Below are 15,166 nucleotides of genomic sequence, written 5' to 3' on the forward strand. Positions count from 1 at the left end.
CGCAGAATGGGGAAATATGAACCGCCACCGTTAAAAATGCTTATTAGGGCGTTTCTGAGAGGTAATGATTTGAAAGCGTTTCTACTTCTCTAATCTGCTTTTTTCTCATTTCCTTGTCACTGACAACTAAAGCCAACGACTGCCACAACCACTTGAAACTCAAAACAAATGCTCTATTTTACTATTTTTTGCCTTTTTAGGCGTTCTTTTTAGTCAAAAAATCAGCTGCACATAGCGGAAAGCTAATGCAGCTGACTTTATATCAATTGCGGGCAGCGAGAATTTCGCCCCACAAGTCGCATAGTTCGGTCATGCGCTGAAGAACAATGTTCGCACCATTGTCAGAGAGAGCCGAATCGGGCAGCGGACCGCTATTGATGCCCACAGTGAAGATGTTGGCGGCTGAACCGGCACGTACGCCGAGCGGAGCATTCTCAACGACGATGCCCTGCCACGGCTCGTAATTGCCAGTCTTGCGGAGTCCCATGAGATAGGGATCGGGATTGGGTTTGCCACGCTGCACATCGTAAGCACTCACGATATGGTCTTCGGTGAGAAAGCCCTGGAAATCAGACAGTAAACGCTTGATGAGCGGACGCTGACCGCTGCCAGTCACTACGCCTATTGTGAGGCCCGTCGACTGAATCTTCTGCATAATATCGAGCACACCGGGGAATATCTCGGCAGTCGGCATACGATGGAAGAGGTCGGCCTTCACGTCGTACATACGTTGCGCCTCTGCCTCGTCAATCTCCCTACCCTGCTGCTGGCGCACAAAGTGGCGTATGGTGTCTACTCCGCGCGCACCCTCGGTGGCATAAGAGTCGGCAGCGGTGAAGTGGATGTCGAACTGCGCCATCGCTTCCTGCCAAGCCGCAGCATGATTGCGCATAGAGTCGTAGAGCACGCCGTCCATGTCGAAGAGCACGCACTTCGGGTCGAAATGATCGAAACCGTGAGACAACTGGTATTGCTTGATTGCTTCTTTAATCATTGTTTTGCATATTGAGTTAAGAAAGGGTCAGCGACGAAAAGCTAATTGTTTGTTATTCTAACTCGCTATACCCTCAAACCAATAGAAAAACGGACTGCCGAAATATATTTCGCTGCAGTCCGTTTTTCACATTGTATTATTAAGATATAATTTCTATTCAAGAATAGACATTACTTCTCCTCAGCAAGACGCTTCTGGATAGCCTCGCTCTCAGCCTCATAGCCAGGCTTGTTGAGCAGAGCGAACATGTTCTTCTTGTAAGCCTCAACACCCGGCTGGTTGAACGGGTTAACGGCGAGGAGGTTGCCGCTGATGCCGCAAGCAATCTCGAAGAAGTAGATGATCTGACCGAGATAGTACTCGTTGAGCTGCGGAACAGACACGCGGATGTTAGGCACACCGCCGTCTACGTGAGCCAAGCGAGTGCCGAGCTCAGCCATCTTGTTCACCTCGTCAACGCGCTTGCCAGCGAGGAAGTTAAGACCGTCGAGGTTCTCCTCGTCGTGCGGGAAGAACAGAGTCTTCTCAGGTGTCTCAATGCTGATGACAGTCTCGAAGATAGAGCGCTCGCCCTCCTGAATCCACTGACCCATAGAGTGGAGGTCGGTAGTGAAGTCGCAAGCTGCAGGGAAGATACCCTTGCCGTCCTTACCCTCAGATTCGCCGTAGAGCTGCTTCCACCACTCGCTCATGTAGTGAAGTTTCGGCTGAAAGTTTACGAGAATCTCAATCTTCTTGCCAGCCTCTGCATAGAGAGCGTTACGCACAGCGGCGTAGATAGCAGCAGGATTCTCAGCGAACGGCACGTCCTTGCCAGTAGCCTTCTCCATATCTGCAGCACCGCCAACAAGAGCCTTAATGTCGAAGCCTGCAACAGCGATAGGCAGCAAGCCGACCGGTGTAAGAACAGAGAAGCGACCGCCTACATTGTCAGGAATTACGAATGTCTTATAGCCTTCCTTTGTAGCGGCTGCACGCGCAGCACCCTTGTGAGCGTCGGTGATAGCCACGATAACGTCCTTAGCCTCTTCCTTACCGCGCTGTTCCTCGCACTGCTTCTTGAGCAGACGGAAAGCGAGAGCAGTCTCGGTAGTTGTGCCCGACTTAGAGATATTGATTACACCGAACTTCTTATCCTTGAGATAGTCGGTGAGTTCGGCGAGATAATCCTCGCCGATATTGTTGCCAGCGAAAACTACAGTGGGGTTCTTCTTGTCCTGAACGAGCCAAGCGAACGAGTTGCCAAGCGCCTCAATCACGGCACGAGCACCGAGGTAGCTGCCACCGATACCCGCAACCACTACCACCTCGCACTTCTCGCGCAGCGTGTTGGCTACGCTCTGAAGCTCTGCGATGAACTCCGGTGTGATTGAAGACGGCAGGTGAAGCCATCCGAGGAAGTCGTTACCAGGACAAGTGCCGTTCTCAAGAGCCTCGTGAGCGGCTGCCACTTTTGATTCATAAGCCTCAACAGCGCCTTTTGAAAGGAACTGTGTAGCTTTTGTAATGTCTAAGCTGATGCTTTTCATTGTTTTGTGTGTATTTGTGAAAATTTGGTTTTATCGGAATGAGTCTGTCAGCAGCTTAATCTCTATCTGCGGACTGATACGCTCGTACAATATGTTATATACGGCGTCAAGAATTGGCATATTCACGTGCATGTGTCGGTTTTTCTCCTTCATACACTTGGTGCCAAAGAATCCTTCGGCAATCATCTCCATCTCTATCTGCGCACTCTTCACGCTATAACCCTTGCCGATCATTGTGCCGAAAGTGCGGTTGCGCGAGAACTTGGAGTAGCCCGTAACGAGCAGGTCGCCGAGGTATACCGAGTCGTAGACGCTGCGCTCGATGGGATTGATAGCGGTGAGGAAACGCGACATCTCCTGAACGGCGTTCGATATGAGCACAGCCTGGAAGTTGTCGCCATACTTCAAACCGCTGCAGATGCCTGACGCGATGGCGTACACGTTCTTCAGCACCGACGAATACTCGATGCCGATAACGTCTGACGAGGTCTTTGTCTTGATAAACTCCGAGTCGAGCACATCTGCGAAAGCCTGCGCCTTCTCCTGGTCTGAACAGCCGATAGTGAGATAGGAAAGGCGTTCGAGCGCCACCTCCTCAGCGTGAGACGGTCCGCCGATGCACGCAAGATTCTCATCAGGCACGTCGTACACCTCATGAAAGTATTCGGAGCAAGCGATATTGTCGTCGGAGACGAGACCTTTAATCGCTGTCACGATGAATTTGTCGCGCAGACGAGTCTTCAACTTCTTGAGATGGTTCTTCAGATAAGGCGACGGCACCACGAACACAAGTGTGTCGTAAGCCTCCACGATGCGGTTGATGTCGCTCGAGAAGAATATCTCGTCGGTATTGAAGTGTACACTTGTAAGATAATTAGGATTATGGCCTATGCGTTTGAACTCCTCTATGCTGTCGTCGCGTCGCATATACCACCCTATGTGATGGGTATGACCTATCACAATCTTGGCAATTGCAGTTGCCCAACTGCCTCCGCCAATAATTGCTATTTTTCCGCAATTAAACATTTATCCTATTACCGTTATCGTTAAGAAATTAAATAGTAGGAAGCCAGCGCTTCCTACCATTTATATATTAATTACTCAGCTTCTTCTGCTGTTTCTACCGCAACGTTTGCTGCGGCGTCAATCCAAGCCTGGATATCGTTAACAGACGGCTTCTCGTAGCCGAGCTTGTACTTCTTGTTGATTTCGCCAATCTTCTGCTGCAAGCCCTGAGCCTTCTCGTCGCGGATGTCAGAGATGAGGTTGAAGCCTGCCTTGCGGAGCACGTAAGCCCACTCCTCAGACACGCCAATCTCGCCCCACTCCTTGATAGAGCTCTGCGGAATCTTCTTCTCCGGCTTCATCTGCGGGAAGAACAGCACCTCCTGAATAGTGGTCTGACCGGTCATAAGCATAACGAGGCGGTCGATGCCGATGCCGATACCCGATGTAGGAGGCATACCGTACTGGAGAGCGCGCAGGAAGTCCTGGTCGATGATCATTGCCTCGTCGTCGCCCTTGTCAGCAAGACGCATCTGCTCCTTGAAACGCTCCTCCTGGTCGAGCGGGTCGTTAAGCTCCGAGTAGGCGTTGGCAAGCTCCTTGCCGTTGACCATAAGCTCGAAACGCTCTGTGAGTCCCGGCTTTGAGCGGTGCATCTTTGTAAGCGGCGACATCTCGACGGGATAGTCGGTGATGAATGTAGGCTGGATGAATGTACCCTCGCAGAACTCGCCGAAGAGTTCGTCGATGAGCTTGCCCTTGCCGAATGTCTCGTCAACCTCAAGTCCCTTTTCGAGGCAGAATGCGCGGATTTCCTCCTCGCTCTTGCCGTTGCAGTCGAAGCCTGTCTTCTCCTTGATTGCGTCGAGGATAGGCAGACGGCGGTAAGGCGCCTTGAACGAGATGACGTTGTCGCCTACCTTGCGCTCTGTAGAGCCGTTCACGGCGATGCAGACGGTCTCAAGCAGCTTCTCTGTGAACGACATCATCCAGTTGTAGTCCTTATACTGCACGTAGAGCTCCATACATGTGAACTCAGGGTTGTGGTTGCGGTCCATACCCTCGTTGCGGAAGTTCTTGCCAATCTCGTAAACGCCCTCGAAACCGCCCACGATAAGACGCTTGAGGTAGAGCTCTGTAGCGATACGCATGTACATATCGATGTTGAGCGCGTTGAAGTGGGTGATGAACGGACGAGCCGAAGCGCCGCCGGCGATAGCCTGCAGTGTCGGGGTCTCAACCTCTGTGTAGCCAGCCTCGTCGAGCACGCGGCGGATAGTGCGCACTACGGTTGCACGCTGAAGGAATGTGTCCTTCACGCCGTCGTTAACGATGAGGTCTACGTAGCGCTGACGGAAACGCAGCTCAGGATCTTCGAACTTGTCGTAAGCCACGCCGTCCTTATACTTCACGATAGGCAGCGGCTTGAGGCTCTTAGAGAGCAGAGTGAGCGACTGCGCGTGTACTGAAATCTCACCGGTCTGTGTGCGGAACACGAAACCCTTCACACCGATGAAGTCGCCGATGTCGAGCAAACGCTTGAACACAGTGTTGTAGAGAGTTTTGTCCTCCTCAGGGCAGATATCGTCGCGTGTGATGTACACCTGGATACGACCCTTCGAGTCCTGAAGCTCAACGAAGCTTGCCTTACCCATTACGCGGCGGCTCATCATACGTCCGGCGATAACCACCTCGCGCTTTTCGTCCTCGTCCTTGAAGTCGTTCTTAATATCCTCCGAGAAGGCGTTGGTTGGAAATTCGGCTGCAGGATACGGTTCAATGCCCATATCGCGCAGTTCCTGAAGACTCTGTCTTCTTACAATCTCTTGTTCACTTAGTTCTAAAACGTTCATATTTATTTCTTCTTTTTATCTTCTAACTTTACTTTTCTTATTCGCTTTAAGCCGTGCGCACAGCTGCCGGACTATGCCGACATCACACAACTATGCAAAATACAAATGCAAATTTACTAAATATTTCTGAAAGGGTGCGCCTTTTTATGATTTTATAATAAATAATTGCTGACCGATGAAAACTTGTAACGTAATTACCGCGCACTGGTAACATCATTACAGCGCTGCGGTAACATCATTACAGCGCTGCGGTAACATCGTTACCAGACCGCGGTAACGAGCGTTTTCTTAAGTTTCAGTTTTGTTTCATCAGACAGCAACCGCTTTAATACTTACGTTTTGCGCCGTAAGACTACAGACACTGCTCGAGCAATCCCTCGCAAGCGTCCTCTATAAGGTCGAGCGCATAGTCGAAGTCGCTGAGGTCGCCGTAGTAAGGATCGGGCACGATGTCGGTGTTCTTGTGCTCCTGCAGATAGTCGGTGAGCATGCGCACCTTCTTGCGCGACTCCTCGTCGGGAGCCTTCGAGGTGATGATGCGGTAGTTCTCGCGATCCATGACGAGCAGCAAGTCGAAGTCATCGAAGTCAGACTGGCGTATCTGGCGTGCGCGACTGTCCAGGCGGTATCCACGGCGTGCACCACGCTCGCGCATACGGCTGTCGGGCAGTTGTCCTACATGCCAGTCGCCGATACCAGCCGAGTCGATGAAGAACTTGTCGTCGAGCTTTGCGGCGTGCACCTTCGCCTTCATCACGCCTTCGGCAGCCGGCGAGCGGCATATATTGCCGAGACAGATGAACAAGAGGCGGTGTTTGGGAGTGATGTTTGTCGGTGTATTCATATTTCTTTAAGTTTAAGAGTTGAAAAGTGATGGAGTGTTGATTTGAAAAACGTTGTGATTACGAGTAGAGAGCGGCTGGTTGATGCTCCGAAAAGCCTGAAGCTGCAACCAACAGTCCTACCCTTGCTGCGCCATTCGGAGAGCCTCCGCTCGCGCCGGCTTACCCGTTTCGGTGTATGGCAGACGTTTCACGGCGACGAACGCTCGCGGTATTTCGTATTTCGTGAGGTGTTCGTGGCACGCTGTCTTGAGCTGTTCGATGTCCGCATCCGCAGCAAGCAGCACAACGGTCTCGCCGAGGCGTGCATCCGTGCGCTTCGTTATCATGAACGGCACGCTGACAAACGGCTGCAGATGGGCTTCTATCTCCTCAATCTGCAGTTTTATGCCACCGCTGCACACCACATTGTCGCGTCTGCCGCGTATGCGGAAGTGTCTGCCGTCGGGAGCTATCTCCGCGATGTCGTTGGTGGTGAGCGTAGTGGCGCATACAGCCGGAGCGTCTACCACAAGACAGCCGTTGGCGTTTAGACTAACGTCGACACCTTCGAACGGTTCGTACCAGTCGCTTGCCTCTTCGCCGCTGAGCCTGCGCAGAGCGATGTGCGAGAGCGTCTCGGTCATGCCATACGTGCTCCAAACGGCGTTGGGGAAGTGCTTCAGTTGGGCTGCCATCTCGCCGCTTACGGCTCCACCGCCAATGATGAGATGCTTTATCTGCCTGAGCAGCGCGCGCTCCTCCTCCACCTGCAAGCTGTTGTACACCTGCAGCGGAACCATTGCTGCGAACACCGGCGCTTCGCTTAGTCCGCGCAGCGGATGTCCGCACGGCTCTACCGTCAAGAGTCGCAAACCGCATACAAGCGAACGCACCACCACCATCTTGCCCGCAATATAGTCGAGCGGCATGCAAAGCAGAGCGGTGTCGCCGCGTTGCAGTCCGAGAAAGGCACACGTGATATGCGCCGAAGCCGCCATACGTAGCTTCTCTACGCGTAGCGGCTTCGGTTTTCCGGTAGAACCGCTGGTGTGTACAAGCACCGTCGGTTCGTCATTGTTCCATTCGTCAATAAATTCTTTAAGGGTCATTCCGCTTAAATGAATGTCAAATGTCTAATTACTTAAGTATCTTCTTCGCAACCTTTGTGCCGTCGGCAGCAACGGTTGTCTTCACGAAGACGCCCTTTGTAGGACGCTGTATGCGGCGACCGCTAAGGTCGTAGTAGCTTACTGCGCCTGCTTCGCCGGTTGTGACAGCGTCTACAGATGTAGAAGAAGCCGGGCGGAACTTAGGCTTTGTGTAGTAAACATACGGATAATAGTTGTGTCCGCGATTGATAGCGATAGTCAGTTCGTCGGTAGAGAAGGTCTTTGTAGCCGCATCGTAGTCGAACGCAGGGTTCTCAATCTCGTAGAGTCCGTACTTCTCGCCTTCAGCGTCTGTGAACTTGCCCCAACCGAACGGATAGAGATACATGTGACCGGTGCCGTATGTAGCGTTGTCGCGGTCGATGCCCATATACTGCCACTTTGTGAGCTGCAGTTTGTTGCCGTTGATAGTGCCGCAGATCCAAAGGTCTGGCGACTCATAGTCGAGGTCGCCGATGTAAACCTTGTTGCCCTCGAACACTACGCGTACCGTTCTGTCAGCCTCGTCATCCTCGCTGTCGTTGTACGAAACCTTGTACTTCACAGCCTTGCTTGCGTCAGCCGGAACCGGCGCTGCGTCCTTCACCTTATTATATATAGACACCGTGTCGCCGTAGCCATAGAAGTAGCCGTCGGCTGAACCAAGACCGATGAACGCATCCTTAGCGCCGACCTTTACGAGCGAGTCGTTGCGCAGCTCGAACTTAACGACTTGCGATGCGGCGTCAACAGCGGCGTATTCTTCGCTGCCCTCGCTGTTCTTGACGTAGCGCCAAGCGTAGAGAATCGGATCATGCTTGTCACCTTCGTTGTCGTATACAGCCTGCGGCATGCGCACCTCGTAGGTGTTGCCCTCGCCCTTAACTGCCTTCACCCAAATGTCGCCGTACGAGAAGAAGCCGAACGGATTCTTTATGTACAAGCTACCGTCGGCAGCCTCAACGATGTCCGACACGTAGCCGTCGCCAAGGTGGTCGTAGATAAAGTTGTCAGTTTTGTTTACGTATGCACCCTCGAAGTAGTGGTTGAGGTCTTTGTGAAGTGTGCCTTCTGGCTGTGTCTTGATGATGTCAGCCAAGCCAGACAGGGTCTGTGCCGAAGCACCGATTGTGGCGAAAGCCACAGCTAAAAGTGTAAAGATTTTCTTCATATAGTTGTTATTTAATTTGTTACGGCGGTTTCGAAAACAATGTGAATGAATGTTTTTCGCACACAAAATTAGTAAAAGTAAGGTAAATACGGAAATAAATAACTAATTTTGTACGCATTATCTAATCTTATTATAACCAAAATCACTTTTATGAGTTTTTCTACAATCAAAGCTATTGCCTTTACAGCAGTGTTTGCCGCTGCTACTCCATTGGCATACGCACAATCAGCAACAGAACTTGAAGAAGACTTCAGCCTCTTCATCGCAGGCAGCGAGAGCGAGCCTTCGAGCGCCATCAGCAACGAGACTGGCACAATACCGAGCAGCTACTTTCACCAGAGCGGTTGGAGCGGCTACGGCGTTCACCAGGCAGGCGGTGCGTGCGCACTCATCAGCCCCGACAACTACGGAGCGCAGCTCTACACACCGCTCGGCGCATACATCGGCGAGTATGAGGTGAAGGTGCGCGCAAAAACACTCGCAAGCAACTATCGCGACAACGCACAGCTCACCATCGGTCTGTGGGAGGACGCTGCGAGCCAGTATAACCAGACCACATACCACGAGCCGTTCACAACAACAAAGAGCGAGTGGCGCGAGTTTACGTTCTACTTTAACAATACCACCTACAACAGCAGCAACCTGCTCATCGCGTTCAGCACATTGGACAAGGTGCTCATCGACGACGTGAAGATAAGCCGACCGACTACGCTCACAGCCCCAACACCTGCAGGCATAAGCGGATTCAAGGCAGACGGTTTCACTGCTCACTGGAATGCTGTGAACGGCGCTACCCACTATCTGTTCTCTCTCTTTCACGACGTGAAGGAAGGCGAGACAGAAGAACAGACATTCCTCGAGAACTTCACTTCGATGAAGACCAGCGGCAAGCTGCCTGAGGGCTGGGGTTACAAGTCGCAGAGCGGCAAGGAACCCGAGTTCTTCGAGAAGTCGGCTGACGGCATAAAAGGCGCTTTGCTGTTCAAGAACGGCGATGTCATCACCATGCCCGACAACGGCGGCTACTATAATACGCTTGAGATAAACATCGTTGAGTGCAAGATGCCGAAGAACGCGGAGGAGATAGGCGACGCCCAAATCATCGTTGAGCTCTTCGACGGACACGCCTGGAAGAAGTTCACGACTATCTACGTCGATGCTTCTGAATACGGTCAGGGCAACATCCACGACTTCGACTGGACACGTTTCGTTACACAGGACAAGTACAAGTGTACTTCTGTGCGCTTCCGTCTTGCGGGCTTCCCCGACGACTGCGCATTGGGTCTCACAGACATGGCATGGAGCACAAAGAACACCACTACCACTCACTACGACATAAAGGACAAGCGCGTGGACGGCACAAGCTTCACCGTCGACGGTCTTGACCCGGCTATCGACTACTCGTTCGTCGTTAAGGCTTGCAACGCAGAGAGCACATCGCCTTCGTCTGAGGCTTACGAGGCTATCGGCGTAGCTGCTCCGGTAGCAGAGTCTGCCAACGACGTGCGCAAGGACAGCTATACAGCCAACTGGCAGCTCTCGCCGAAGGCTGAAAGCTACTACGTAGAGAACAACGACCTCTACACGGCTCCGGCTGACGCAGCGAGCTACGTGGTGATCAACGAGGACTTCTCTAAGATTTCGGGCTCGGGCGTAACTATCGACAAGCCGTACGCTTTCCAGAACGGCAAGTACGAGAAGGTGGGCTTGGATATGGTATACAACAACGGATGGGAGTGCTACTGGGGCGGATACGCTGAGGGCTGCTTCGTTTGCACCGGCATGACCGACTACAACATCAGCGGCGAACTCGTCACTCCGCAGCTTACACTTAACAACGACGGCGGAAGCTATCAGGTGAAGGTGAAGGCACGCTCTATGCTCAAGGACGAGACACTCATCGTCTACAGCAAGAACACACGCGAGACCAAGCAGTGCCAGCTCAACCCCGACGACTGGAGCACATTCACGCTCAACTTCACAGCGGGCCAGCTCAGCGACCGCATCGCATTCACTTGCCAGAACCACTATCCGTTCATCATCGACGAAATAAAGATTACTCAGAATCTGAAGGCTGGCGACCGCGTTTATACCTTCCTCGACAACTCTGAGGAGATTGAGGAGGAGGAGACAAGCTACACCCTCACTCAGCTCGCTCAGCCGAAGGCTAACCACACTTACGCTTACCGCGTGTACGGACAGAGAATGTACAACAACAAGAAGGTGGTTTCTGCACCGTCCGACTACGTAACTGTCGACTTCTCGACTGGCATCAACAAGACTGAGGCTGCGGAGAACGCAGCTGAGGTGGCTCGCTACACCGTAGACGGCGTGAAGGTTGGTGCTAACGCGCGTGGCGTTGTGCTCGTCAAGTACGCTGACGGCAGCGTAAAGAAGCAGGTTAAGTAAACGGATTGCGTTCGCTGTCCGATGACAAAACAATAGCATTTAGGGCGTGTCACTTTATGTGGCACGCCCTTATTGTATCACAAAAAATATAAAATTCCTTAGTAAAAGTTCTCCACATTGAGAACTTTTACTATCTTTGCATTAAATAGAACAACTATGAAAATATTAAAGTTCAAGTTGCTAAAGGATTTCGGAAAGAAACATCCTGATGCAATTGACCCATTAATGCGTTGGGCTGAATACATCGAAAAAACAGATTTGAAGAGTCATGCTGACTTAAAAGCAGCTTTTCCATCTGCTGACTATGTCGGAAACGACAGATACGTATTCAATATATCTGGCAACAAATTCAGATTAATTACAATCGTTGTGTTCTTTCAAGGTTTTCTTCACATAAGATTCATTGGAACACACGCAGAGTATGACAAGATTAAGGACATTAAAAACATATAATATTATGACTATCAAAGACGAAAACACATATAACGAGATTAATGAACGTATGGAGAAGCTTCTCGAAAAAGGCACTCAGTTAGGCGGTATGGACTTCCTTAGCGAAGTAGAAAAAGAAGAATTGAAAATACTCAGCGAAGCCGCTTACGACTGGGAATGTGAAGTTGAACCACACCCATGGCGCGTAAAGCCCTCTTTGATTGCAGCCATCAAAGTTGCATTTCGCAAAAAAGGATTCAAACAGAAGGATGCTGCGAAAGCTATAGGAGTGTCGACGACAGCATTGAGCGACATTCTGCATGGACGTAGAGCCATCAACTACGATGTAGCAAGAAACATATATCACGAACTTGGTGTTCCTGCAAATATCATTTTAGCATAGTACAATTTAAATATTGTGGCAAAAACGCAGCCCAATATTCACATTATTGATTATTTAGTTGTACCTTTGCACTCGCACTCCATACTTTGTAACCACAAGGGTTCAAAACTCTATAACAACAAGAGGATAACTCTACAAACATCACACACACAATGACAGACATCGAAATTGCTCGCAGCACCAAGCTCGAGGAGATTGAAGCAGTTGCTTCGAAGTATGGCATCCCGACAAAAGAACTCGAACACTACGGTCACTACATGGCTAAGGTTCCGACACGCCTCATCGACGAGGAGCGCGTGAAGAAGAGCAACCTTATACTCGTTACAGCCATCACACCGACCAAGGCTGGAATCGGCAAGACTACCGTTACTATCGGTCTTGCGCTCGGACTCACACGCATCGGAAAGAAGGCTATATGCGCCCTGCGCGAACCGTCGCTCGGTCCGGTGTTCGGACTCAAGGGCGGAGCATGCGGCGGCGGACACACACAGGTGCTGCCGATGGACAAGATAAACCTACACTTCACAGGCGACTTCCATGCCATCACCTCAGCGCACAACACTATCACGGCGCTGCTCGACAACTATATGTACCAAAACCGCGATAACGGATTCGCTCTGCGCGAAGTGCTCTGGAACCGCGTACTTGACGTGAACGACCGCGGACTGCGCGACATCGTGACCGGCATGGGCGGCAAGGCGAACGGCATTGTGCGCGAATCGGGCTTCGACATCACTCCTGCGTCGGAGATTATGGCTATACTCTGCCTCGCTAAGGACGAGGACGACCTGCGCCGACGCATCGAGAACATACTTCTGGGCTACACCGTTGATGGCAAGCCGTTCACCGTGAAGGATCTCGGCGTGGCTGGCGCCATCACCGTTCTGCTGCGCGACGCACTTGCGCCTAACCTCGTGCAGACTACCGAGAACACCGCAGCGTTCGTACACGGCGGTCCGTTCGCCAATATCGCTCACGGCTGCAACTCCATCCTCGCTACGAAGATGGCTATGACCTTCGGCGACTACGTCATCACGGAGGCTGGCTTCGGTGCCGACCTCGGAGCAGAGAAGTTCTACGACATCAAGTGCCGCAAGAGCGGTCTGCAGCCTAAGATGACGCTCATCGTGGCTACTGCGCAGGGCCTCAAGATGCACGGCGGCGTGGCTGTAGAGGACATCAAAAAGCCCAACAGCGAGGGTCTCCGCAAGGGTCTCGCCAACCTCGACAAGCATATCAAGAACCTGCAGTCGTTCGGTCAGACCGTGGCTGTGGTGTTCAACCGCTATGCAGGCGACGTGGTTGAGGAGATAGAAATCGTGAAGAACTACTGCGCAGAGATTGGCGTGGGCTTCGCCGAGAACGACGCTTACGCCGAAGGCAGCAAAGGCGCTGTCGACTTGGCTAACCTCGTGGTGGAGACTATAGAGAAGCACCCGTCTGAGCCGTTGAAGCTCGTTTACGACGACGAGGACTCTATCGAGGAAAAGGTAGAGAAGGTGGCTAAGAACATATACGGAGCGGCAAGCGTCTCGTTCGCTGCACCGGCAAAGAAGAAGCTGCAGATGATTAAGGAGTTGGGCTACGAGCACTTCCCCGTCTGCATCGCAAAGACACAGTTCTCGTTCTCTACAGACGCCAAGCAGTATTGCGTTGCTTCGGGCTTCGACGTGAACATGCGCGACATAGTAATCAACGCGGGCGCTGAAATGATTGTTGTTGTGGCAGGCAGCATCATGCGTATGCCTGGTCTGCCAAAGGTGCCGGCAGCGATGAACATCGACATCGTGAACGGCGAAATTGAAGGATTATCATAAAAATGTTCGGATACAGAATAAAGAAACAATATCGCACTAAGGTGAGGATCTCCTGCATGGGGTGCCTCACCTTTGTCGTACTCATTACGCTGGGCATCTGCCGCTGCACTTGCTCGTCGTGCTCGGATCGTGACACCACGACATCCCAACACATCAACGACTCAACACACATCGTACACCTCAACGACACGCTCTGCAACGCGATCTCCGACCAGCCCGAGCTGCACGCCATGGACTCTATCATGCGCCGCTACCTCAAGCGCTGGGAGATAAACGGCGCTCAGCTCGCCATATCGCGCAACGACTCGCTGCTCTACGCACGCGGATTCGGTTTCGCCAACGTCGACAAGCAGTATCCTATGGAGCCGTCGTACATCATGCGCATGGCATCGGTGTCGAAGCTCGTCACGGCTGTGGGCATCATGAAGCTGCGCGACATGGGCAAGGTGCGCCTGACGGACAAGGTGTTCGGACCGCAGGGCATTCTGAACGACACGTTCTACGTCAACTCCATACGCGACAAACGCTACTTCGACATAACCGTCGAGCAGCTGCTGCGCCATAAGGCTGGTTTCACCAACTATGCCGGCGACCCGATATTCTCTACGCGCTACATTATGCAGCAGAACCACCTCACCACTCCACCCGACCACCGCAATCTGCTGCGCATCGTGCTGCGCCGTCACCTCGGATATACACCAGGCTCGATGCAACGCTACTGCAACATAGGCTACACGCTGCTGTCGCTCATCATCGAGAAGCGCACGGGCATGCCGTACGAGAAGTTCATGCAGCGCTATGTGCTCGAACCGGCGGGCTGCTACGACTTCCATATCGCGGGCAACTATCTTAAGGACCGCCGCGAGAACGAGACGGTATACTACATGCACTCCTCGTCGCTACCAGCGCAGGAGTTCAACAACTCCGGCAGGCTTGTGGAGCGCTGCTACGGCGAGAACGACATAAAGACAGCACTCGGTGCAGGTGCGTGGACAGCATCGGCGGCTGAGCTGTGCCGACTCGTGGCGGCTATCGACGGCGATCCTACTCTGCCCGACGTACTCTCGCCCGAAGCCGTGCGACTGATGACGCAGGAGATGCCCGACCATCAGTTTTCGTTTGGCTGGAACTTCACGCCGCGCAACCGTCCGTGGATACGCACCGGCTCGCTCGTGGGCACATCTGCCATCGTTCTGCGCTATCCCGACGGCGAATGTTGGGTGTTCATAACGAACACAAGCACGTGGAAGGGTCACGAGTTCTCGAAGGACACAATGGCGCTGTTCGACAAGTTGCGACAGCGCTTCGGCAGCAAGATGCCTAAACGCAATCTGTTCGTGAAATAGACTAAATAGTTGTCAAACAGGTGCAGATTGTTTAACATAAGTTTCATAACACTTCATATAACCGAAGACAGTACAAATAAAGTAAGTTTTTATTTTGTATTGTCTTCGGTTTGTTTTACCTTTGTAGTTTATAAGCAAAGATTGTCGTCTACTGACGCTTTTTTTTAACATAGACTATACTATTACCCGTTGGCGGAATTAATTTAAGTTGATAAATATGAGTAAAAAGTTGCAC

The 15,166-nt window shown here is 52.0% G+C and carries 12 protein-coding genes; 5 read left to right on the top strand and 7 right to left on the bottom strand.

The window, feature by feature from the left end; translation table 11 throughout:
• Positions 1–262: 262 nt before the first annotated feature.
• The 7 genes from KTQ90_RS10660 to KTQ90_RS10690 form a co-directional block, all read right to left on the bottom strand.
• On the bottom strand, positions 263–994 hold the full coding sequence (locus KTQ90_RS10660; RefSeq protein ID WP_217318415.1) for an inorganic diphosphatase: 732 nt from the start codon (positions 992–994) through the stop codon (positions 263–265).
• A 170-nt stretch (positions 995–1,164) separates the two neighbouring features.
• On the bottom strand, positions 1,165–2,523 hold the full coding sequence (locus tag KTQ90_RS10665) for a glucose-6-phosphate isomerase (RefSeq protein WP_217318416.1): 1,359 nt from the start codon (positions 2,521–2,523) through the stop codon (positions 1,165–1,167).
• Between the two features lie 30 nt (positions 2,524–2,553).
• The gene (locus KTQ90_RS10670) at positions 2,554–3,549 is read right to left on the bottom strand and encodes an NAD(P)H-dependent glycerol-3-phosphate dehydrogenase (RefSeq protein WP_217318417.1); all 996 of its coding nucleotides are present in this window, start codon (positions 3,547–3,549) and stop codon (positions 2,554–2,556) included.
• A gap of 71 nt (positions 3,550–3,620) precedes the next feature.
• A complete protein-coding gene (lysS, locus tag KTQ90_RS10675; RefSeq protein WP_217318418.1) occupies positions 3,621–5,381 on the bottom strand; it encodes a lysine--tRNA ligase in 1,761 nt (586 codons plus the stop codon).
• Between the two features lie 352 nt (positions 5,382–5,733).
• Entirely contained in the window at positions 5,734–6,225 is a 492-nt protein-coding gene (locus KTQ90_RS10680; protein WP_217318419.1) for a low molecular weight protein-tyrosine-phosphatase, read from the bottom strand.
• 117 nt (positions 6,226–6,342) lie between these two features.
• On the bottom strand, positions 6,343–7,314 hold the full coding sequence (locus tag KTQ90_RS10685) for an AMP-binding protein (protein WP_217318420.1): 972 nt from the start codon (positions 7,312–7,314) through the stop codon (positions 6,343–6,345).
• 28 nt (positions 7,315–7,342) lie between these two features.
• On the bottom strand, positions 7,343–8,524 hold the full coding sequence (locus KTQ90_RS10690; RefSeq protein WP_217318421.1) for a hypothetical protein: 1,182 nt from the start codon (positions 8,522–8,524) through the stop codon (positions 7,343–7,345).
• A gap of 150 nt (positions 8,525–8,674) precedes the next feature.
• On the opposite strand from KTQ90_RS10690, the gene KTQ90_RS10695 reads away from it, so the two are divergent.
• The 5 genes from KTQ90_RS10695 (at position 8,675) to KTQ90_RS10715 (ending at position 14,931) form a co-directional block, all read left to right on the top strand.
• Positions 8,675–10,933: a fibronectin type III domain-containing protein gene (locus KTQ90_RS10695; RefSeq protein ID WP_217318422.1), complete on the top strand. Its 2,259-nt coding sequence runs from the start codon at positions 8,675–8,677 to the stop codon at positions 10,931–10,933.
• Between the two features lie 156 nt (positions 10,934–11,089).
• Positions 11,090–11,386 carry a type II toxin-antitoxin system HigB family toxin gene (locus KTQ90_RS10700; protein ID WP_022157686.1) on the top strand — a complete coding sequence of 99 codons (297 nt, stop codon included), beginning with the start codon at positions 11,090–11,092 and terminating at the stop codon, positions 11,384–11,386.
• A gap of 4 nt (positions 11,387–11,390) precedes the next feature.
• The gene (locus KTQ90_RS10705) at positions 11,391–11,768 is read left to right on the top strand and encodes a helix-turn-helix domain-containing protein (RefSeq protein ID WP_022157687.1); all 378 of its coding nucleotides are present in this window, start codon (positions 11,391–11,393) and stop codon (positions 11,766–11,768) included.
• Positions 11,769–11,920: 152 nt separating this feature from the next.
• The gene (locus KTQ90_RS10710) at positions 11,921–13,585 is read left to right on the top strand and encodes a formate--tetrahydrofolate ligase (RefSeq protein ID WP_217318423.1); all 1,665 of its coding nucleotides are present in this window, start codon (positions 11,921–11,923) and stop codon (positions 13,583–13,585) included.
• 2 nt (positions 13,586–13,587) lie between these two features.
• Positions 13,588–14,931 carry a serine hydrolase domain-containing protein gene (locus KTQ90_RS10715; protein WP_254359650.1) on the top strand — a complete coding sequence of 448 codons (1,344 nt, stop codon included), beginning with the start codon at positions 13,588–13,590 and terminating at the stop codon, positions 14,929–14,931.
• The last annotated feature ends 235 nt before the right edge of the window (positions 14,932–15,166 follow it).

The organism is Leyella stercorea (assembly GCF_019052365.1).
Classification (GTDB): Bacteria; Bacteroidota; Bacteroidia; order Bacteroidales; family Bacteroidaceae; genus Prevotella.

What these genes read in the sequence shown, in the direction of transcription:
- KTQ90_RS10660 (WP_217318415.1), bottom strand. Translation starts at nt 994, where the DNA reads ATGATTAAAGAAGCAATCAAGCAATACCAGTTGTCTCACGGTTTCGAT.
- KTQ90_RS10670 (WP_217318417.1), bottom strand. Translation starts at nt 3,549, where the DNA reads ATGTTTAATTGCGGAAAAATAGCAATTATTGGCGGAGGCAGTTGGGCA.
- KTQ90_RS10705 (WP_022157687.1), top strand. Translation starts at nt 11,391, where the DNA reads ATGACTATCAAAGACGAAAACACATATAACGAGATTAATGAACGTATG.
- KTQ90_RS10680 (WP_217318419.1), bottom strand. Translation starts at nt 6,225, where the DNA reads ATGAATACACCGACAAACATCACTCCCAAACACCGCCTCTTGTTCATC.
- KTQ90_RS10690 (WP_217318421.1), bottom strand. Translation starts at nt 8,524, where the DNA reads ATGAAGAAAATCTTTACACTTTTAGCTGTGGCTTTCGCCACAATCGGT.
- KTQ90_RS10695 (WP_217318422.1), top strand. Translation starts at nt 8,675, where the DNA reads ATGAGTTTTTCTACAATCAAAGCTATTGCCTTTACAGCAGTGTTTGCC.
- KTQ90_RS10665 (WP_217318416.1), bottom strand. Translation starts at nt 2,523, where the DNA reads ATGAAAAGCATCAGCTTAGACATTACAAAAGCTACACAGTTCCTTTCA.
- lysS (WP_217318418.1), bottom strand. Translation starts at nt 5,381, where the DNA reads ATGAACGTTTTAGAACTAAGTGAACAAGAGATTGTAAGAAGACAGAGT.
- KTQ90_RS10710 (WP_217318423.1), top strand. Translation starts at nt 11,921, where the DNA reads ATGACAGACATCGAAATTGCTCGCAGCACCAAGCTCGAGGAGATTGAA.
- KTQ90_RS10715 (WP_254359650.1), top strand. Translation starts at nt 13,588, where the DNA reads ATGTTCGGATACAGAATAAAGAAACAATATCGCACTAAGGTGAGGATC.
- KTQ90_RS10700 (WP_022157686.1), top strand. Translation starts at nt 11,090, where the DNA reads ATGAAAATATTAAAGTTCAAGTTGCTAAAGGATTTCGGAAAGAAACAT.
- KTQ90_RS10685 (WP_217318420.1), bottom strand. Translation starts at nt 7,314, where the DNA reads ATGACCCTTAAAGAATTTATTGACGAATGGAACAATGACGAACCGACG.